The sequence below is a fragment of the Novosphingobium anseongense genome (assembly GCF_037482895.1).
GTDB classification, from domain to species: Bacteria; Pseudomonadota; Alphaproteobacteria; order Sphingomonadales; family Sphingomonadaceae; genus Novosphingobium; species Novosphingobium anseongense.
Map to the genome: position 1 here is coordinate 954,656 of NZ_JBBHJZ010000001.1, position 19,737 is coordinate 974,392.

Consider the following 19,737-nt stretch of genomic DNA (forward strand, 5'->3'; position numbering starts at 1 on the left):
GAAAGCGACGATGAGCAAGCAGGTCTACACCTTCGGTGGCGGTGCCAACCACGACGATCCGCGAACCCGCGACAAGACGATCGTCGGCGGCAAGGGCGCCAACCTCGCCGAGATGGCCGGGATCGGCCTGCCGGTGCCTCCGGGCTTCACCATCACCACCGAGGAATGCGTCGCCTATCTCGCAAGCGGAGCCGACTTCTCGGCCGAACTGCGCGGTGAAGTCGCCACGGCGCTGACGCACATCGAGGCTGCGGTCGGCAAGCGCTTCGGCAACGCCGCCGATCCGCTGCTCGTCTCGGTCCGCTCGGGCGCGCGCGTGTCGATGCCGGGCATGATGGACACCGTGCTCAACCTCGGGCTCAACGACGCCACGGTCGAGGGCCTGGCCAAGACCTCGGGCGACGATCGCTTCGCCTGGGATTCGTACCGCCGCTTCATCCAGATGTATTCGGACGTGGTGCTCGGCATCGCCCATCATCTGTTCGAGGACGCGCTCGAAACCGTCAAGGAAGACAACGGCTTCTACACCGATGTTGAGATGGAAGCCGATCACTGGCGCGCGCTCGTCGCCGAATACAAGGACATCGTCGCCAAGGAACTGGGCCGGCCGTTCCCGCAGGACGTGAACGAGCAGCTCTGGGGGGCGATCCAGGCCGTGTTCGATTCGTGGGATTCGGACCGCGCCAAGGTCTATCGCCGCCTCAACGACATTCCCGGCGACTGGGGCACCGCGGTCAACGTCCAGGCCATGGTCTTCGGCAACATGGGCGACACCTCGGCGACGGGCGTCGCCTTCACGCGCGATCCGGCGACGGGCGAGCGCGCCTATTACGGCGAATGGCTGGTCAACGCCCAGGGCGAGGACGTCGTCGCCGGCATCCGCACGCCGCAGTACCTGACCAGGGACGCGCGCGAGAAGGCCAATGCCAAGCCGCTGTCGATGGAAGAGGCGATGCCCGAGGCCTATGGCGAGCTGGCGCGCGTGTTCGACCTGCTCGAGCTCCACTACAAGGACATGCAGGACATCGAGTTCACCGTCGAGCGCGGCAAGCTGTGGATGCTGCAGACGCGTTCGGGCAAGCGCACAGCCAAGGCCGCGCTGCGCATGGCGGTCGAGATGGTCGGCGAGGGCCTGATCGACGAGGCCACCGCGGTGCGCCGGATCGATCCGATGGCGCTCGACCAGCTGCTCCACCCGACGCTCGACCCGCAGGCACCGCGCGACGTGCTGGGCAAAGGCCTGCCGGCCTCGCCGGGCGCGGCTTCGGGCGCGATCGTGCTCGACGCCGACACCGCCGAACACCGCGCCGAGCTCGGTGAGGCGGTGATCCTCGTCCGCGTCGAGACCAGCCCCGAGGACATCCACGGCATGCATGCCGCCAAGGGCGTGCTGACCGCGCGCGGCGGCATGACCAGCCACGCCGCTGTCGTGGCGCGCGGCATGGGCCGTCCCTGTGTCTCGGGCGCCTCGTCGATCTCGATCGACATGGCGAGCCGCACGCTCAAGATCGGCCAGCGCAGCCTCAAGGAGGGCGACGTTATCACGCTCGACGGCGCCACCGGCGACATCATGGCCGGGCAGGTACCGACGATCGAGCCCGAACTCGTCGGCGATTTCGGCACCCTGATGGCCTGGGCCGACCAGCACCGCCGCATGAAGGTGCGCGCCAATGCCGAGACGCCGAACGACTGCCGCATGGCGCGCCAGTTCGGCGCCGAGGGCGTCGGCCTCTGCCGCACCGAGCACATGTTCTTCGACGCGGGCCGCATCTCGGCCGTGCGCCAGATGATCCTCGCCGAGGACGAGGCCGGCCGCCGCGCCGCGCTCGACAAGCTGCTGCCCGAGCAGCGCGCCGATTTCCGCGCGATCTTCGAGGTGATGGCCGGGCTGCCCGTGACCATCCGCCTGCTCGACCCGCCGCTGCACGAGTTCCTGCCGCACGGCGACGCCGAATTCGCCGAGCTGTCCGAGACGATCGGCATCGGCGTCGAGACGCTCAAGCGCCGCGCGGGCGAGCTCCATGAGTTCAACCCGATGCTCGGCCACCGCGGCTGCCGCCTCGGCATCACCTTCCCCGAGATCTACGAGATGCAGGCCCGCGCGATCTTCGAGGCCGCCTGTGACGTCGCCGCGGCGTCTGGCGAGGCCGTGGTGCCCGAGGTCATGATCCCGCTGGTCGCGACCAAGCGCGAGCTCGAGATCCTGCGCGCGCTGGTCGATCGCACCGCCGCCAAGGTGTTCGAAGAGAAGGGCGCCACGCTCGAATACCTCGTCGGCACGATGATCGAACTGCCGCGCGCCGCGCTGATGGCCGGCGAGATCGCCGAGGAGGCGCGGTTCTTCTCGTTCGGGACCAATGACTTGACACAGACTACTCTGGGCGTTTCTCGCGACGATGCGGCGCGCTTCCTGAGCCCCTACGTCGAGCAGGGTATCTATCCGCGTGATCCTTTCGTCAGCCTCGACATCGAGGGCGTCGGCCAGCTCGTCAGCCTCGCCGCCGAACGCGGCCGCGCGACGCGCCCCGACATCAAGCTCGGCATCTGCGGCGAACATGGCGGCGATCCCGCCTCGATCGCCTTCTGCGAAGCCCAGAAGCTCGACTATGTCAGCGCCTCGCCCTACCGCGTGCCGATCGCCCGCCTGGCGGCGGCGCAGGCAGCCCTGGGCTAACGCTTCCAGCCACTTAGCGTCAGAATCTCGAAGCGCTCCGTAGTGCGACCGTCTTCGCCGGCCTCGGCGAAGACGGTCCGCGCCCGGGCCAGCGCGGCCTTGCCCAGCGGCGGACCGGCGCGGTCGAGCAGGTTCGACAGCCCCTGCGCGCGCAGGTCGTCGACCAGGCGTTCGAGCGACGAGAACCGCACGTCGAGCGAGCGGCTGTCGATCACCGGATCGGCGAAGCCCGTGCGCTGAAGCAATTGGCCGCCCGCGCGCACGTCGACCTGCGGATGGATCCGCGGGGCGGGGCGGTCGCCATCGGCCGCGAGCATCGCGCCGCGCAGCACGGGGAGGCTGCCTGCGGCCAGGAAACTCGCGATCATCAGCCCGCCGGGTGCCAGCGCGCCGCGCAAGTGGATCAGCGCGCCGGGCAGGTCGTTGACCGTGTCGAGCGTGCCGAGGCTGGCGATCAGGTCGTAGCCGCCCGCCGGAAACGGCTGCTCCTCGTCGAAACCGTGCGCGGGCTCGACCTCGACCGTGCCGGGACCGAGCCCGACGCCAAGCATGCCGGTGAAATCGCCGATCACCAGTGGCTTGCGCGGCTCGACCCGCAGGAACGACAGGCGATCGAGCACGTCGTCGACCATATCGGCCATAAGGTAGCGCGGCGCGTCGGGTTGCCCCTGGAGCGCGAGCATGCGGCGGCGCGCGGCGAGGCGGCGGGCGGGGGCGAAGATCCGGGGCGGGGAGGCCATGAGGCCCCCCATGGCGCGGTGACGCCGGCTTGGCTAGTCTATGACGCCATGCAGTTCGCCCCGTCTCTCGGCCAGATCCTGGCCCCGGTGATCGATCTGGTCTTCCCGCCGCGCTGCCCGCTCTGCGGCGAAGGAATCGGCGCACAGACCGGCCTCTGCGCCGCCTGCTGGGGCGAACTGGTGATACCGGGCGAGCCCGCCTGCAGCCTCTGCCAGCGCCCTCTCGGCGAGGCCGTCGCCGCCGGCGCGGTCTGCGCGCCGTGCCTCGCGCAGCCGCCCCGCCACGACGGCGTCGCTGCGGGCACGCTCTACAACGCGGCCTCGCGGCGACTCGTCCTCGCCTTCAAGCACGGCCAGCGCATCGCGCTCGCGCCGATGATGGCGCGGCTGATGACGGCCAAGCTCGCCACGGTCGAGCCCGACTGGCTGGTCGTGCCCGTGCCGCTGCACCGTTGGCGGCTGTGGCGACGCGGCTTCAACCAGGCCGCGCTGCTCGCCGGCGAGATCGCCAAGGCCCGTGGCGCAAGGCTGGCCGTGGACATGCTCGAACGGCGCAAGGCGACGCCCACGCTCGGCGGCCTCGGCGCCAAGGCCCGCGGCCGCGCGCTCGCCGGGGCGATCGCGGTCAACCCCAAGCGCAGAGCGGCGCTAACCGGCCGGAAAATCGTGCTCGTCGACGACGTACTCACCAGCGGCGCGACGAGCGAAGCCTGCGTCTCGGCGCTCAAGCGCGCCGGCGCCGAACGCGTGGTGATCGCCTGCTTTGCGCGAGTGATGGACGAGGCGCTGCCTGCGGGCTGAGCACACAAACGAAAACGCCCGGAGCCGAAGCTCCGGGCGTCCTCGTGACGAAACTAGTGGACGCTGCTTTCGCAGTTCGACCGCCACCCCCTATGGCTGTCTCGACCGATCCCTCATTCGGCTCGCCCATGCTTGCGCGGGCGTTAGCCTATCCCCGAACCATGGCGCTTCTTGTTCCGCACCGCGTATTCCGGTTTGCAGCCCTTGCGGCCTGCCTGAGCTTTTTCCTCGGAACCGCTCGGAAATGAAAGCCCTTCGACCTTGGTTGATGGATTTTGGTCTCCATCTGTGGTTATCGTGCAACAAGTTTGCGCGAGCGCTGCTTTGGCCTAGGATCATCACCAATATGACAACCGTTTCCGCCATCGACAGAGAGAAGGGCACTGCCTTCCTGCCGCGCTTCGATGCCCAGGGCCTGCTGATCGCGATCGCGGTCGATTCGATCACGCGCGAGATCCTGATGGTCGCCTATATGGACGAAGAGGCGCTGGCCAAGACCCGCGAAACCGGGCTCGCGCACTTCCACTCGCGCTCGCGCGGCAAGCTCTGGCTCAAGGGCGAGACGTCGGGGCACTTCCTGCGCGTGCAGGAAACCCGTGTCGACTGCGACCAGGATGCGCTGGTGATGCTGGTCAAGCCCGAGGGCCCGGCCTGCCACACCGGCGCCACGAGCTGTTTCTATCGCAAACTCGAAGGCGAAGAACTCGCCCCGATCGCAGGCTGAGGAGAGGCCCAGAATGTCGAGCTACAAGGCGCCGACGCGCGACACCCGGTTCATCATCAACGACGTGCTCAAGCTCGAAGGCTATGGCCATCTTCCCGGTTTCGCCAATGCCTCGCCCGACATCGTCGACGCGGTGATCGAGGAAGCGGGCAGGTTCGCCGCCGAAGTGATCGCGCCGCTCAACGCCAGCGGCGACGCCGAAGGTTGCACGCGTGCCGCCGATGGATCGGTGACGACGCCGCAGGGCTTCAAGGCCGCTCATGCCGCGTTCCGCGAGGCGGGCTGGGGCACGCTCTCGGCACCCGAAGAGTTCGGCGGGCAGGGCATGCCCCACGTGCTGGGCTTCGTGATCGAGGAATACATGTCGGCCGCCAACCAGGCCTTCGCGATGTATCCGGGGCTGACCAACGGCGCGGTCTCGGCGCTGCTGGCCAAGGGCTCGCCCGAGCTTCAGGCGAAGTACCTGCCCAGGATGGTGTCGAACGAATGGCTCGGCACGATGAACCTGACCGAACCGCAGTGCGGTACCGACCTGGGCCTGATTCGCACCAAGGCCGAGCCGCAGGCCGATGGCAGCTTCGCCGTCACCGGCACCAAGATCTTCATCTCGGCGGGCGAGCACGACCTGACCGACAACATCATCCACCTCGTGCTCGCGCGGCTGCCCGATGCGCCCGCGGGGACCAAGGGCATCTCGCTGTTCGTCGTGCCCAAGTTCCTCGTCGGTGACGACGGGTCGCTCGGCGCGCGCAACGCGGTGTCGTGCGGCGCGATCGAGCACAAGATGGGTATCCACGGCAACGCGACTTGCGTGATGAACTACGACGGGGCGACGGGCTGGCTCGTCGGCGAGGAGAACAAGGGCCTCGCCGCGATGTTCATCATGATGAACGCGGCCCGGCTCGGCGTCGGCATCCAGGGCCTGGCCCAGGCCGAAGCCGCCTATCAGAACGGCGCCGCTTATGCGCGCGACCGCCGCCAGGGACGCGCTCTGACGGGCCCCGCGGAGCCGCAGCAGAGCGCCGACCCGCTGATCGTCCACCCCGACGTGCGGCGCATGCTGATGGACGCCAAGGCCTTCACCGAAGGCATGCGCGCGCTGGCACTGTGGTGCGGCCTGCTCGTCGATGTCGCCCACCAGGCGGCCGAGGAGAGCGAGCGCGACGCGGCCGATGACCTCGTCGGGCTGCTGACCCCGGTGATCAAGGGCTATGGCACCGATCGCGGCTTCGCCACGGCGGTCGACATGCAGCAGATCTGGGGCGGCCACGGCTATATCGTCGAGAACGGCATGGAGCAGTTCGTCCGCGATGCCCGCATCGCGATGATTTACGAAGGCGCCAACGGCGTCCAGGCGATGGATCTCGTCGGCCGCAAGCTCGCGCTCAAGGGCGGCCGCGCGATCCAGGCCTTCTTCGCGCTGGTCGATGCCGAATGCGCTGCCGCCAAGGGCAACGAGACGCTGGTCGACGTGGCCACGCGGATCGAGAAGGCCAATGGCGAGCTCAAGGCGGCAACGATGTGGTTCCTGCAGAACGCCATGGCCAATCCGAACAACGCCGGCGCCGGCGCGACGCCCTACATGCACCTGACCGGCGTGGTCGCGCTCGGCCTGATGTGGCTGCGCATGGCCAAGGCCGCGAGCGAGGCCCTGGCTTCCGGCGCGTCGGACACCGCCTTCTACGAGGCCAAGCTCACCACCGCGCGCTACTTCGCGGAGCGCTACACGCCCGATGCCGGTGCCCTGCGCCGCAAGATCGAGGCCGGCGCCGAAGCGCTGATGGCCTTGCCGGCCGAGGCCTTCGAGACCGCGTGAGCCCGACGTTGCGCCGGTGATGATTGCGAGCGAGGTCAAGCTCGTCGTCTGGGATCTCGACGACACGTTCTGGCAGGGCACGCTCTCCGAAGAGACGATCGTGCCCATCGCCGGAAACACCGATCTCGTGCGCCTGCTCGCAGCGCGCGGAATCGTGTCGTCGATCTGCTCGAAGAACGAGCGCCATGCTGTAGAAGTCCAGCTCAAGACACTGGAAATGTGGGACTATTTTGTCCTACCCAGCGTCAGTTTCGCGAGCAAGGGTCGCGCGATCGCCGAGGTGATCGAAGCGCTGCAACTGCGCCCCGAAAACGTCGTTTTCCTCGATGACAATCCTTCGGTGCGCGCCGAGGCCGCCTATACCTGCCCGGGGCTGCAATGCCTGGCCAGCCCTGACGAGCTGCGCGCCGTGCTCGATGACCCGCAACTTCAGGGCAAGCCCGATCCCGAGCTCAGCCGCCTCGCGCAATACCGCCAGCTCGCCGAGCGCTTCGATCGCCGCCAGAACCATGCCGCGAGCGATGCGGACTTCCTGCGGCAGAGCGAGATCCGCATCGAGATCGACTATGCGGTCGAGAACCACATCGATCGTATCGTCGAGCTGATCAACCGCTCGAACCAGCTCAACTTCACCAAGCGCCGCCTCCTCGACGCGGCGGCGAAGGCCCGCTTCGTCGAGGAGTTGAGCCTGTTCGGCTTCAAGGCCGGCGTGGTCCGCGCCTGGGACAAATACGGCGACTATGGCGTCGTCGGCTTCTTCATGACCCTCGCGACCCTGCGCGAATACAGGCTCGAACATTTCGTGTTCTCATGTCGCATAATGAACATGGGAATCGAGCAATATGTCTATGAATATCTGAAGAAACCGGCGATCGACGTGGCCCAACCTGTCGCCAATGGCCTGGCCGATCACCCGCGCATCGCCTGGATCCATTTCGGCACCGGCGCGGAGGTGGTCGATCGGTTGCACGATCGTCAGCTGGTGCTGATCGGTGGTTGCGACATGCTCCAGCTCTCGACCTATTGCGGCGGGCGATCGAGCGAGTTCACAAACCGTACTCACCGCGGCATCATCAAGCGGCTCGACGATCCGTTCATCTTGCTCGACGACAGCGAAGCGGTCGCTGCGAGCCCGCTGCGCGGCGAGATCCCGGCCTTCGATTTCGAGGATCTGATCGAACTGCGCGATGCCCTGGCCCAGGCCGACGCGGTCGTCGTCTCGCTCTATCGCATGATGGAGATCAACTACTTCCGCGGCCGCGACGGACTGACCGTGCGGTTCGACGAGGATGCCGTGACCCAGATTCTCGCCTCCGATAGGGGGCTCTGGTTCGTGCGCAACTTCGGCTTTCTCGAGTTCAGCCACGAACAGCGGCAGGAGCTGGTACGGCTGTCGCTCGTGCGTCTGGCAGAGCTGACGCAGCCAGGCTGCCCGGTGATCGTGCTGCTGGAAAACACGCGCAAACTCGAAGCCAATCCCAACGAAAAGGCCCTGCGCGAAATCTACAACCAGTTCCTCGTCGATCAGTCGCGAACCATCGATCGCGTGGAATGCATCGACGTCAACGCCGTCACCAAGGTCGACTGGCTGTTCGATGACGGCTTCCACATGAGCCGCCAAGGTTACTTCGAACTCGCGCAGGCCGTGCGGACCAGGCTTCCCTAGCTTCCGATTCGCCGCGCCGCCGATGAAGCGGGTACGCGTCGGGGCGAGCCGAGCCCGGTTTCCGACGCGCCCTGTCTGTCCCACGCACCGTCGCATGCCACGTGGCAAGGCGATCGGGCTGCGCGACAAGCGTGGCGCGGGGATAGAAGGGAACATCCGATGCCATCGTTCACCAAGCTTTTCGCCATGGCGCTCGCTCTGCCGCTGACCGTCGGCGTCGCCCAGGCGGTTGAACCCGCCAGCGCCGCGGTCGGACCCGACCACACCCATAGCGCGACGTCGCAACCGGCGGCGACGCTCGACACCAATGCCGACGGCAAGCCCGACGCCTGGGATCGTGATTCCAACGGAACGCCGGACGCTTGGGATACCAATGCAGACGGCAAGCCCGATCGCTACGACACCAACAGCGACGGCAAGCCGGACTCGTCCACACCCACGCGCTGATCAGCGCGTGGACAACCTCGCGGGCTGATCCATCGCTCCAGGGATCAGTCCGCGAACACTTCCTCGAATAGCGCAGTCATCGCCGCCCAGGACTGGCGATCGGCGCTCGCGTCATAGGCGATCGCCGGAATGCCGCGGGCGTCGCTTCCCGGATCGGTAAAGCCGTGCCGGACGCCGCTATAGGCATGGAAGTGCCAATCGGCACCGACCGCATCCATCTCTTCCCAGAATTCCAGGACCTGCGAACGCGGGACCATCGGATCGGCATCGCCGTGGCAGATCAGTAGCCGCGGCTTGATGGCGCCGGATTCGGCACGGCGGCCGGTGGCGAGAAGGCCGTGGAAGCTCGCGACCACGCGCAGGTCCTGACCGTCGCGCGCCATTTCGAGCGCGGCTTGGCCGCCCATGCAATAGCCGATCGCGCCGAGCGGCAATCCCGCCGCTTCGGGCCGCGAACGCAAGGTCGCCACCGCCGTGGCGAGACGCGCGCGATAGTGATCGGTATCAGCACGCAGGTCCTTGGCGAGCGCCTGCCAGTCGCCCTCGGCCACCCCGTAGAAGTCGGCGATCAGCACGAGGTAGCCAAGGTCCGCCAGCATCCCCGCGCGGCGTTCGGCGGCGGGCGTGACATTGGCGATCGTGGGAAAGAGGACGATTGCCGCGCGCGCGACACCAACGGGCCGCGCCAACCATCCGGTCAGCGCGGTTTCGCCATGGGCATAGTCTACGCATTCGAGCGAAGTCATGCCACCAAGCCCTTATTCAGGAAGGAAATCCGGCACGGAGAGATAGCGCTCGCCGGTATCGTAGTTGAAGCCGAGCACGCGGCTGCCCTTGGGCAGTTCCTCGAGCTTCTGCTTGATCGCCTGCAGGGTCGCGCCCGAGCTGATGCCGACCAGCATGCCTTCCTCGCGTGCGCAGCGGCGCGCCATTTCCTTGGCTTCGGCCGGATCGACCTGGATCGCGCCGTCGATCGACTGGGTGTGCAGGTTCGACGGGATGAAGCCCGCACCGATACCCTGGATCGGGTGCGGGCCGGGCTGGCCGCCCGAGATCACGGGCGAGAGCGTCGGCTCGACCGCATAGGCCTTGAGATCGGACCACTTGGCCTTGAGCACTTCGGCGCAGGCCGTCAGGTGACCGCCGGTGCCGACGCCGGTGATCAGGACGTCGATCGGGCTGTCCGCGAAATCGGCGAGAATTTCCTGAGCCGTCGTGCGGACATGGACCTCGATGTTCGCGGGATTGTCGAACTGCTGCGGCATCCAGGCGCCGGGGGTCTGCTCGACGATTTCCTTGGCGCGCTCGATCGAGCCCTTCATGCCCTTTTCGCGCGGGGTCAGGTCGAAGCTCGCACCATAGGCGAGCATCAGCCGCCGGCGCTCGACCGACATCGATTCGGGCATGACGAGGATCAGCTTGTAGCCCTTGACCGCCGCCGCCATCGCGAGACCGATGCCGGTATTGCCCGAAGTCGGCTCGACGATCGTGCCGCCGGGCTTGAGGTGGCCGTCCTTTTCCGCCGCCTCGATCATCGCGAGGCCGATGCGGTCCTTGATCGAACCGCCGGGATTGGCGCGTTCGGCCTTCACCCAGACCTCGTGGTCGGGGAACAGGCGCGAAAGCCGCACGTGCGGGGTGTTGCCGATCGTGGCGAGGATGGAGTCTGCCTTCATGGTGCGGGGTCCCTTTGGCGATAGTGGGGAGCGAATGTGCGCGCCCGGGCCAGCTCGGGAAAGAGGAAGGCCCATGCGATCGTGATCACTATCGCACCGACTCCACCGAAGACAACCGCTCCCGTTGCGCCGAGCAGCGCCGCGGCCAGGCCCGACTGCATTTCGCCGAGTTCGTTCGAGGCCGAGATGGCGAGGCCCGAGATCGCCGAAACGCGACCGCGCACATCATCGGGCGTGTTGAGCTGGACCAGGCTCGAACGCACGAAGACCGAGACCATGTCGGCCGCGCCGTAAGCGGCGAGGCACAGCAGCGACAGCGGGAACCAGCGCGACAGACCGAAAGCCACGGTCGCCGCGCCATAGGCGGCCACGGCCCAGAGCATCTTGGCGCCGACATTGTGCGACAGCGGCTTCCACGACAGCCACAGAGCCACCAGCGCGGCGCCCGCGGCAGGCGCAGCGCGCATCTGGCCGAGGCCCTCGGGCCCGACCTGGAGAATGTCGCGCGCGAAGACCGGCAGCAGCGCCGTGGCGCCACCGAGCAGCACGGCGAAGAGGTCGAGCGTGACGCAGCCGAGCAGGAAGCGCTCGTTCCAGACGAAGCGGAAACCGTCGAGGATCTGGCGAAACGGATTGACCCCGCGGTTGCTTGCGGCGGGCGGCAGGCGACGGATCATCGACAGCAACAGGCAGGCGCAGGCGAGGAGCACCGCCGACACGCAATAGGGCGCGGCGGGATGCGAGGCGAAGAGGAAGCCGCCCATCGCCGGGCCGACGATCGAGCCTGACTGCATGGCAATCGAATTGAACGCGATTGCGCGCGGAATCAGCTCGGGCGGGACGATGTTCGGCGCGATCGAGCTGATCGCCGGGCCGACGAAGACGCGTGCCGATCCGTGCATCGCGGCCATGACGAAGAGCAACGGCAGGCTCAGCAGGTCGAAGGCGCTGGTGAGTGCGAGCAGCACGGCGATGACCAGGTCGATGCCGATGGCGATTCCGCCGACATAGCGACGATCGAAACGATCGGCAGCGACACCCGCGATGGGCGTGAGCAGGGCAAGCGGGACGAATTGCGCCAGGCCCAGCGCGCCGAGCAGGAAAGCCGCCTCGGCAATCGTCATGCCATAGGCGCCACGCGCGAGGTCGTAGAGCTGGTAGCCGATGACGACGACCATCGACGAGGTCGCGAGCACGGAAGCGAAGCGCGTCAGCCAGAAGAAGCGATAGTCGCGGATCTGTAGCGGGGAGGTGGGTGCGGTCACCGCGCCCGCATGGCAGCGGGCGGGGGGTCTTGCCAATAAGAAGAACTCATCAACGCTAGAAGCAATGCTTGCGAAACGCCGGTCGGACCGGCGCCTCGCGATATCCTCAGCGCGCGGCGCGCAGACGCGGATTCGGCTGCAGCGCGTCGATCAGCTTGGTGAAATCGTCGAGACGGATGATCCGCTCGAACTGATAGCCCGCACGCTCCTCGGTCAGCCAGATCAGATGGGCCTCGATGCGACCGATGACGGGCAGACGGATGACCACGCGATCCCCGCGCGTCAGCGGGCTCTGGCCCGTCGCCATGAAACCATGCGCCGAAATGTTGGCGATGTGCAGATGCACGTCGCCGAGTTGGCGATGTTCACCGATGACCGGCTGTTCGACCGGATGCCGCATGGCGCGGCGCATGTCGGTGACGGAAAGCTGAGCTCCTGCGCCCATCTCGTACAAATCCCTTTAAGTGACCGAGGGCCTCTATGCAGGGGAAAGGCAAAGATTGGGTAAACCGGCAAAACCGTGCCGGCAGAAACTTGCCGCCTTTTGCCGCTATGCCGAGCGCAACACGCCGTGCTTTTTCTTGCCGGACGACAGCCGAACTTCACCACAATTCCCTGGAATCACGTGATTTTCATCGGAAATCGCCATGCCATCGAGCCGGGCACCACCACCCGCGACCAGGCGCTTGGCCTCGCCACGGCTCGCCGCAAACCCGATACCAACCAACGCATCCAGAATGGTCAGACCTTCGGCCGGAACGCTGAATTCAGGGAGATTTTCGCCGATGCCGCCGCCGGCGAAGGTCGCCGAGGCCGTCGCTTCGGCAGTTTTGGCCGCATCCTCGCCGCGGCAGAGCCGGGTGATCTCGTTGGCGAGCACGACCTTGGCCGCGTTGATCTCGTTGCCCTGCAGCGATTCGAGCCGGACGACTTCGTCGATCGGCAGATCGGTGAACAGGCGCAGGAACTTGCCGACATCGCGATCGTCGCAATTGCGCCAGTATTGCCAGAAGTCCCAGGCCGGCAGAGAATCCTCGTTGAGCCAGACCGCACCCGCGGCGGTCTTGCCCATCTTGGTGCCGTCGGCGGTCGTCAGCAGCGGCGTGGTAAGGCCGAACAGCTCGGCCTGGTCCATGCGACGCCCAAGTTCGACGCCGTTGACGATGTTGCCCCACTGGTCCGAACCGCCCATCTGCAACCGCGCACCCGCGGTCTTCGCAAGGTGGCGGAAATCGTAGCCCTGGAGGATCATGTAGTTGAATTCGAGGAAGGTCATCGGCTGCTCGCGCTCGAGCCGCAGCTTCACCGAATCGAAGGTCAACATGCGGTTGACCGTGAAATGCGTGCCGACTTCCTGGAGCAGCTCGATGTAGCCGAGCTTGCCCAGCCAATCGTGGTTGTTGACCATCACCGCGTCGGTCGGGCCGTCGCCGAAGGTCAACAGGCGCGAGAAGATCGAGAAGATCGAAGCGATGTTGCTTTCGATCGTCTCGTCGCTCAGCATCTTGCGGCTCTCGTCGCGTCCGGTCGGATCGCCGATCCGGGTGGTGCCGCCGCCCATCAGGACGATCGGCTTGTGCCCCGTCTGCTGGAGACGCCGCAACATCATGATCTGCACGAGGCTGCCGATATGCAGCGACGGTGCCGTCGCATCGAAGCCGATATAGCCTGGTACGATCTGCTTGGCCGCCAGCGCGTCGAGGCCCGCGGCATCGGTCTGCTGGTGGATGTAGCCGCGCTCGTCGAGCAGGCGGAGCAGGTCGGACTGGTATTGCGTCATGATGGCCTCGTTTTCGGAAGCGCGCGCCTAGCACGGCGACACGCGCTTGGAAACGCGGTGGTTGCCGCACTCAAGAGCGTGGATGATCGTCTATTGACCCGCGAAGAGGCCAAATCTGCGGAAAAGCGGGTCAAGGGATGGTCTCGCGCGAAGGAAATCGCGTTAATCCGAAGCGATTGAGCGCGAATCTCGATTTCGGCGAAAGCGAGGGAAAGCGCGCACTCAGGTTAGGGCAGACGGAATAGCGTGCGCATGTTGTCCCATAAGACGGTTTCCCTGGTCCCCCACCCCGATTCCCCGCCACGCGGCATCCACGGCGTCGACGTGCGCTGGCTCGAGACGCGCCAGGGCCTCTTCGTGCTACGCTGGGTGATCAAGGGCGTCGACGCCATCGCCGTGCCCGCTTTCGCCGGCAAGGGCCGTGGCGAAGCGCTCTGGCAGACGACTTGCGGCGAGCTGTTTCTCAAGGACCGTGACGGCGCGGGCTATCGCGAGTTCAACTTCTCGCCGTCCGAACGCTGGGCCGCCTATCGCTTTACCGGTTACCGCGATGGCATGGCAGACGAAGATATACCGCCGCCCGAAGTCAGCAGCGAGGGCGGACAGCATCTTTTCGTGCTGACCGCGCTGCTCGACGCTTCGGTGCTTCAGGGTAGTGAGTTGGCCGGGCTGTCGGCGGTGATCGAAGAGAAGGACGGAACCAGGTCCTATTGGGCGATAGCTCACGCGCCGGGCAAGCCGGACTTCCACAACCCCGCTTGCTTCGCGCTGCCGCTTCCGGCACCCGAGGTGGCATGAAATTCGGTATCGATCGACTGCTGGCGGACTCGGAACTGCGCAGGCCGCTCGCCGGCAAGCGCGTGGCACTGATCGCCCATCCCGCCTCGCTGACCGAGGGACTGGTCCACTCGCTCGACGCGCTGGCGGCCTGTCCTGGCATCGAACTTGCCGCCGCCTTCGGCCCGCAGCACGGGCTCAAGGGCGACAAGCAGGACAACATGGTCGAAACCGGCGACGAGATCGATCCGATCTACGGCATTCCGGTGTTCAGCCTCTACGGCGAGGTCCGCCGCCCGAGCGCGGCGATGATGGAGACGGCCGACGTCTTCCTGTTCGACCTGCAGGATCTCGGCTGCCGCATCTACACCTTCGTGACGACCCTGCTCTACCTGCTCGAAGCCGCGGCGGGCACCGGCAAGGCGGTCTGGGTGCTCGACCGGCCCAATCCGGCGGGCCGACCGATCGAGGGCACGATCCTGCTGCCGGGGCAGGAAAGCTTCGTCGGTGCCGGGCCGATGCCAATGCGCCACGGGCTGACCCTGGGCGAGATGGGCCAGTGGTTCGTCGATCACTTCAAGCTCGAGGTCGACTATCGCGTGATTGCGATGGAAGGCTGGCAGCCCGAAGTCGCACCAGGCTTCGGCTGGCCCGAGGATCGACTGTGGATCAACCCGAGCCCCAACGCCGCCAATCTCAACATGGCGCGTGCCTATGCCGGCACGGTCATGCTCGAGGGCACGACCCTGAGCGAAGGCCGCGGCACGACGCGCCCGCTCGAGGTCCTGTTCGGTGCGCCCGATGTCGACGCCAAGGCGGTGCTCGCCGAGATGCAGCGGTTCGCGCCCGACTGGCTCGCCGGCGCGGCGATCCGCGAGTGCTGGTTCGAACCGACTTTCCACAAGCACGCCAAGGCCTTGTGCAATGGGCTTATGATCCATGCCGAACTCGGCTTCTATGACCACCACGCCTTTCGCCCCTGGCGGCTGCAGGCGCTGGCCTTCAAGGCGATCCGCAACCTCCAGCCCGACTATCCGATCTGGCGCGACTTCCCCTACGAGTACGAGTTCGAGCGGCTGGCGATCGACGTGATCAACGGCGGCCCGGCTCTGCGCGAGTGGGTGGACGACAGCGCAGCGCTGCCGGGTGATCTCGATGCGCTCGCCGGGGCGGACGAGGTGCGGTGGGCCGAGGAGATCCGACCGCTGCTGCTGTACTGAGCGTCGCGATCAAACGTGATAGGCGATCCAGGCGATGGCCTGGGCCGACGGCACGAAGAACACCTGCGCCAAGAGCGTGCCCGCCAGGCGGCTGAACGAGATCCACACGATCGTCCGGCGGAACAGCGGCTCGCTGACGCGGCCCTCGACGACATCGTCGGTCATCACCGAGAGCTGCGGATCGATCAGCGCGAACAGCAGGATCGTCGCGAAGCCGTTGATCACCGCCGAGAGCTGCGAGGCGGTGACGCGGAATTCGGGGTTGAGATAGCCGGCATAGAGCGAGGCGAGCACGCCGACGGTGATCAGGGCCTGGGCCATGCAGTTCGCCACCAGCACGCCCCAGCCCACGCCGCGCGGCTTGGCGAGTTCGCGCAATTGCGCCGTCGTCGGTACGCGGATCGCCTGGCGGATCGCGCGCAGGCCCGCGGGCGAGGCGGTGCGCAGGATCATCTTGCCGGTCGACCGGTGGTTCTGGAAGTAGCCGATCGCGCGCGCGAACATGCGCTGGCCGGTGGGCACCAGCATGATCCCAATGGCCACGGCGATCGTCGCCGAGAACAGGATCAGGCGGAAATCCCACAGCAGCGCGTCGCCGCCGCCGTCGGACAGCCGCGTCTCGATCCGCTTGGCGAGGAAGGGGCCGAGGAACGAGTTCGAGGTGCGCGAGACGAGCACGAGGATGTTGAACAGCGCGAAGCTCATCGCGATGCGCCGCGTCCGCACGCCGGCGATGCGCGCGGCATAGGCGAGGGTGCCGATCAGGTTGATGCCCGCGGTGAGCAGGCAGATGATGAGCAGCTGGACGTCCATGCGCGCGGGCTTACCCGCCCGCGCGGCGCTCCGCCAGCGGCAAGCTTAGGCTGCCAACAACGACGTGTCGCCGACCAGCAGCGAGGTCATCGACAGTGCGCCGTCGAGCGTGTCGTTGAACAGTGCCGCGCCGTCACCTTCGCGCCTGGCGCCGAGCGCGTAGAGCAAAGGCAGGTAATGCTCGCCGCTGTTGATCGCGCGAGCGGCGTTACGGTCGTCGGGCGCGAAGTCGGTCAGCGCGGCATTGTCACCGGCGAGGATCGCGGCATTGGTGCGATTGCGGAACTCGACCGCCCAGTCGGGCTGGGTCCCTGCCGCCTGGCGCCAGAGCGCGAGATTGTGGATCACGTTGCCGCTGGCGACGATCAGCACGCCCTCGTCGCGCAGCGGCGCGAGCTTGCCGCCGAGCGCGAGGTGCTCGGCCGGGGACAGGCCGCGGTCGAGGCTCATCGCCACCATCGGAATGTCGGCTGCGGGGAACATCGGCTGGACCACGCCCCAGGCGCCGTGGTCGAAACCCCAGCTGGTGTCGGGCGCGACGCGGTCGGAGCCGAGCAGCTGCGTCACCCGCGCGACCAGTTCGGGCGAGCCCGGCGCCGGATAGCGGATGTCGTAGAGCGCCTGCGGAAAGCCGCCGAAGTCGTGGATCGTGCGCGGCTGCGCCTCGGCCGTGACATGGGTTCGGCCCTGCGTCTCCCAGTGCGCGGTGACGGCCAGGATTGCGCGCGGACGCGGCAGGGCCCTGAGAATCGTTGCGCCCAGGGCCTGCCAGGCGCGGCGCTCGGGGCCATCGGTGATCGCGGTCATCGGCGAGCCGTGGCCGAGGAAGAGAACGGGTAGGGGGCTGGTCATGCCGGCGAGATGGGCACCGCCGGTCGGCCGCACAATGCAAGGAAATCTATCGCGCGGCCAAGTGCCTACGCACGGGCGCGGTCTCGGGCGCCAGGATCATCGCAACGAGCCCGATCAGCGCGGCGCCGGTCAGATACCAGGCCAGCGCCATCGGCGTGCCGGTGGCCTTGATCAGCCAGGTGACGATCAGCTGCGTCGCCCCGCCGATCAGCGAGACCGGCAGGGCATAGACCAAGGCGAAGCCGCGCGCGCGAATCCGCGTGGGCAGACCCTCGCTGATCGTCGCGTAGATCGACGCCTGGGTGAGGAAGCTCAGCGAGGCGAGCAGGACCATCGCCGTGATGAAGACCCCGGCATCGCGCGTCGCGTCGATCCAGGCGAAGCACGGCACCACCGCGCAGACGAAGGCGAGCGCCGGCCAGACCATCATCGGCCGCCGACCGAGCCGGTCGCTGAGCCATCCGCCGAGCAGGGTGGCAACGACCTGCATCGCGCCGATCAGCGCCTGCGCGGTCAGCGCGACGCTCGCCGGAAAGTGCAGCGTGTTCTGGCCGAAGGTTGCCATGTAGGTGAAGATGTAGGTCCCCGTCGTGCCCGCACCGATCATCGCCAGGCCGCAGAGCACCGTGCGCCGATAGGACGCGGAAATCTCGGACGGGGCGACTGGCGCCTGCGGCAGCGTCTCGGGCAGGGCGCGGCGGATGACCAGCGCGAAAGGCACGATCGCGGTGCCGAGCAGCAGCGCGATCCGCCAGCCGTAGGCGGCGAGCGCCGCCTCGCTCAGCGCCAGGCTCAGCCCGAGCCCGACGAGCGCCGCGGTCAGCGCCGCGACCGCCTGGCTTGCGCCCTGGAGGCTGATCACCAGGCCGCGCCGGTGCTCCTCTGCGGCCTCGATCAGATAGGTCGTCGCCGAGCCGATCTCGCCGCCGAGCGCGAAGCCCTGGATCAACCGCGCGATCACCGCCAGCACGGGCGCGGCCAGACCGATCGACGCGTAAGAGGGAGTCAGCGCGAGCAGGGCGATGCCCAGGCCCATCAGCAGCATCGAGACCAGCATCGCCGGCTTGCGCCCGTAGCGGTCGGCATAGCCGCCGAGCACCCAGGCGCCGAGCGGCCGGCTGACGAAGCCCGCGCCGAAGGTCGCCAGCGAGCCCATCAGGCTGACGAAGGGATCGCCCGAGGGGAAGAAGGCCCGGCCGATCTGCACGGCGAAGAAGGCGAAGGCGACGAAGTCGTAGAACTCGAGGGCATTGCCCACGGTCGCGGCCGCGACGGCGCGCCGCATCGACGGCGCGCCCGTGCTCAATGCTTCTTGCGCGTCAGCTCGCGCATGGCGTCGTCGAGCCCGTCGAGCGTCAGCGGATACATCGAATCGCCCATGACCTGGCGGATCAGCTTGGTCGATTGCGAGTATTCCCACTGCCGCTCGGGCACCGGGTTCAGCCAGACCGTCGCCGGGTAGATGTGCATCACGCGCTGGAGCCAGGTCGCGCCGGCCTCCTCGTTGAAATGCTCGACCGAACCGCCGGGATGGCTGATCTCATAGGGGCTCATCGCCGCGTCGCCGACGAAGATGACCTTGTAGTCGTGGCCGTATTTGTGGAGCACGTCCCAGGTCGGCGTGCGCTCGGAATAGCGGCGGCGGTTGTCCTTCCACACGCTCTCGTAGAGGCAGTTGTGGAAGTAGAAGAACTCGAGGTTCTTGAACTCGGTGTTGGCCGCGCTGAACAGCTCCTCGACCAGCTTGATATGCGGGTCCATCGAGCCGCCGACATCGAGGAACAGCAGCACCTTGACCGCATTGTGCCGCTCGGGCCGCATGCGGATGTCGAGCCAGCCCTGCTTGGCCGTGCCCTCGATCGTCGCATCGAGATCGAGCTCCTCGGCCGAACCCTCGCGCGCGAAACGGCGCAGGCGGCGCAGCGCGACCTTGATGTTGCGCGTGCCCAGCTCGACCGTGTTGTCGAGGTTCTTGAAATCGCGCTTTTCCCAGACCTTGATCGCGCGGCCGTGCTTGCCTTCGCCACCGATGCGCACGCCTTCGGGGTTGTAGCCGGCATGGCCGAAGGGCGAAGTGCCGTTGGTGCCGACCCACTTGTTGCCGCCCGAGTGGCGCTTTTCCTGTTCCTCGATCCGCTTCTTGAGCGTCTCCATGATCTCGTCCCAGTCGCCCAGGGCCTTGATCGCCTCCATCTCCTCCTCGGAGAAATAGCGTTCGGCCACCTGCTTGAGCCAGTCCTCGGGGATCTCGACCGGCTGCTGGCCATAGTCGGTCATCACGCCCTTGAAGACCTTGGCGAAGACCTGGTCGAAACGGTCGAGCAGGCCTTCGTCCTTCACGAAAGTGGCGCGGGACAGATAGTAGAACGCCTCGGGCGTCTGCTCGATCACGTCCTTCTGCAGCGCTTCGAGCAGGGTCAGGTGCTCCTTGAAGCTCGCCTTGATGCCGGCAGCGCGTAGCTCGTCGATGAAGTTGAAGAACATGG

18 protein-coding genes are annotated in these 19,737 nt (G+C 67.0%); 8 read left to right on the plus strand and 10 right to left on the minus strand.

What is annotated here, in order from left to right; genetic code table 11:
* The first annotated feature begins 10 nt into the window (after window positions 1–10).
* Window positions 11–2,674: a pyruvate, phosphate dikinase gene (gene ppdK / locus WG901_RS04605; protein WP_339585831.1), complete on the plus strand. Its 2,664-nt coding sequence runs from the start codon at window positions 11–13 to the stop codon at window positions 2,672–2,674.
* On the opposite strand, the gene WG901_RS04610 is transcribed toward ppdK, so the two are convergent.
* Window positions 2,671–3,414 (minus strand): methyltransferase domain-containing protein, encoded by a 744-nt coding sequence (locus WG901_RS04610; RefSeq protein ID WP_339585832.1) that lies wholly within the window; start codon window positions 3,412–3,414, stop codon window positions 2,671–2,673. The genes ppdK and WG901_RS04610 overlap by 4 nt on opposite strands.
* A 48-nt stretch (window positions 3,415–3,462) precedes the next feature.
* Between WG901_RS04610 and WG901_RS04615 the strand changes: the two genes are divergently transcribed.
* From WG901_RS04615 to WG901_RS04635, 5 genes are all read left to right on the plus strand, one after another.
* On the plus strand, window positions 3,463–4,215 hold the full coding sequence (locus WG901_RS04615) for a ComF family protein (RefSeq protein WP_339585833.1): 753 nt from the start codon (window positions 3,463–3,465) through the stop codon (window positions 4,213–4,215).
* A 346-nt stretch (window positions 4,216–4,561) separates the two neighbouring features.
* Complete coding sequence (hisI, locus tag WG901_RS04620; protein ID WP_339585834.1) at window positions 4,562–4,939, plus strand: phosphoribosyl-AMP cyclohydrolase; 378 nt, start codon at window positions 4,562–4,564, stop codon at window positions 4,937–4,939.
* A gap of 13 nt (window positions 4,940–4,952) precedes the next feature.
* The gene (locus WG901_RS04625) at window positions 4,953–6,755 is read left to right on the plus strand and encodes an acyl-CoA dehydrogenase C-terminal domain-containing protein (RefSeq protein ID WP_339585835.1); all 1,803 of its coding nucleotides are present in this window, start codon (window positions 4,953–4,955) and stop codon (window positions 6,753–6,755) included.
* A 19-nt stretch (window positions 6,756–6,774) separates the two neighbouring features.
* Complete coding sequence (locus tag WG901_RS04630; RefSeq protein WP_339585836.1) at window positions 6,775–8,421, plus strand: hypothetical protein; 1,647 nt, start codon at window positions 6,775–6,777, stop codon at window positions 8,419–8,421.
* Between the two features lie 159 nt (window positions 8,422–8,580).
* Window positions 8,581–8,868, plus strand: coding sequence for a hypothetical protein (locus tag WG901_RS04635; RefSeq protein WP_339585837.1), 288 nt, complete (start codon window positions 8,581–8,583; stop codon window positions 8,866–8,868).
* Between the two features lie 44 nt (window positions 8,869–8,912).
* Here the strand turns inward: WG901_RS04635 and WG901_RS04640 are convergent, their stop codons facing one another.
* The 5 genes from WG901_RS04640 to tyrS all read right to left on the minus strand — a co-directional run bounded on the left by WG901_RS04640 (window position 8,913) and on the right by tyrS (window position 13,589).
* Complete coding sequence (locus tag WG901_RS04640) at window positions 8,913–9,614, minus strand: dienelactone hydrolase family protein (protein WP_339585838.1); 702 nt, start codon at window positions 9,612–9,614, stop codon at window positions 8,913–8,915.
* Between the two features lie 12 nt (window positions 9,615–9,626).
* Window positions 9,627–10,544, minus strand: coding sequence for a cysteine synthase A (gene cysK / locus WG901_RS04645; protein ID WP_339585839.1), 918 nt, complete (start codon window positions 10,542–10,544; stop codon window positions 9,627–9,629).
* Complete coding sequence (locus WG901_RS04650; RefSeq protein ID WP_339585840.1) at window positions 10,541–11,809, minus strand: MFS transporter; 1,269 nt, start codon at window positions 11,807–11,809, stop codon at window positions 10,541–10,543. The genes cysK and WG901_RS04650 overlap by 4 nt, the downstream gene beginning before the upstream one ends.
* A 106-nt stretch (window positions 11,810–11,915) precedes the next feature.
* A complete protein-coding gene (locus tag WG901_RS04655) occupies window positions 11,916–12,254 on the minus strand; it encodes a PilZ domain-containing protein (RefSeq protein ID WP_339585841.1) in 339 nt (112 codons plus the stop codon).
* Between the two features lie 105 nt (window positions 12,255–12,359).
* A complete protein-coding gene (gene tyrS, locus WG901_RS04660) occupies window positions 12,360–13,589 on the minus strand; it encodes a tyrosine--tRNA ligase (RefSeq protein ID WP_339585842.1) in 1,230 nt (409 codons plus the stop codon).
* A gap of 252 nt (window positions 13,590–13,841) precedes the next feature.
* On the opposite strand from tyrS, the gene WG901_RS04665 reads away from it, so the two are divergent.
* Together WG901_RS04665 and WG901_RS04670 are read left to right on the plus strand one after the other, a co-directional pair.
* Window positions 13,842–14,387, plus strand: coding sequence for a DOMON-like domain-containing protein (locus tag WG901_RS04665; RefSeq protein WP_339585843.1), 546 nt, complete (start codon window positions 13,842–13,844; stop codon window positions 14,385–14,387).
* Complete coding sequence (locus tag WG901_RS04670; RefSeq protein WP_339585844.1) at window positions 14,384–15,586, plus strand: exo-beta-N-acetylmuramidase NamZ family protein; 1,203 nt, start codon at window positions 14,384–14,386, stop codon at window positions 15,584–15,586. Before WG901_RS04665 ends, WG901_RS04670 begins: the two co-directional genes overlap by 4 nt.
* A 9-nt stretch (window positions 15,587–15,595) precedes the next feature.
* On the opposite strand, the gene WG901_RS04675 is transcribed toward WG901_RS04670, so the two are convergent.
* From WG901_RS04675 to WG901_RS04690, 4 genes are read right to left on the minus strand one after another with little or no spacing between them, the layout of a single operon-like run.
* Window positions 15,596–16,399 carry a lipid II flippase Amj family protein gene (locus WG901_RS04675; RefSeq protein ID WP_339585845.1) on the minus strand — a complete coding sequence of 268 codons (804 nt, stop codon included), beginning with the start codon at window positions 16,397–16,399 and terminating at the stop codon, window positions 15,596–15,598.
* 45 nt (window positions 16,400–16,444) lie between these two features.
* Window positions 16,445–17,251 carry a 4,5-DOPA-extradiol-dioxygenase gene (ygiD, locus tag WG901_RS04680; protein ID WP_339585846.1) on the minus strand — a complete coding sequence of 269 codons (807 nt, stop codon included), beginning with the start codon at window positions 17,249–17,251 and terminating at the stop codon, window positions 16,445–16,447.
* Window positions 17,252–17,297: 46 nt separating this feature from the next.
* Window positions 17,298–18,536, minus strand: a complete 1,239-nt coding sequence (locus tag WG901_RS04685; RefSeq protein ID WP_339585847.1) for an MFS transporter — start codon at window positions 18,534–18,536, stop codon at window positions 17,298–17,300.
* Between the two features lie 17 nt (window positions 18,537–18,553).
* Window positions 18,554–19,735 carry a vWA domain-containing protein gene (locus WG901_RS04690; RefSeq protein ID WP_339585848.1) on the minus strand — a complete coding sequence of 394 codons (1,182 nt, stop codon included), beginning with the start codon at window positions 19,733–19,735 and terminating at the stop codon, window positions 18,554–18,556.
* Window positions 19,736–19,737 lie beyond the last annotated feature (2 nt).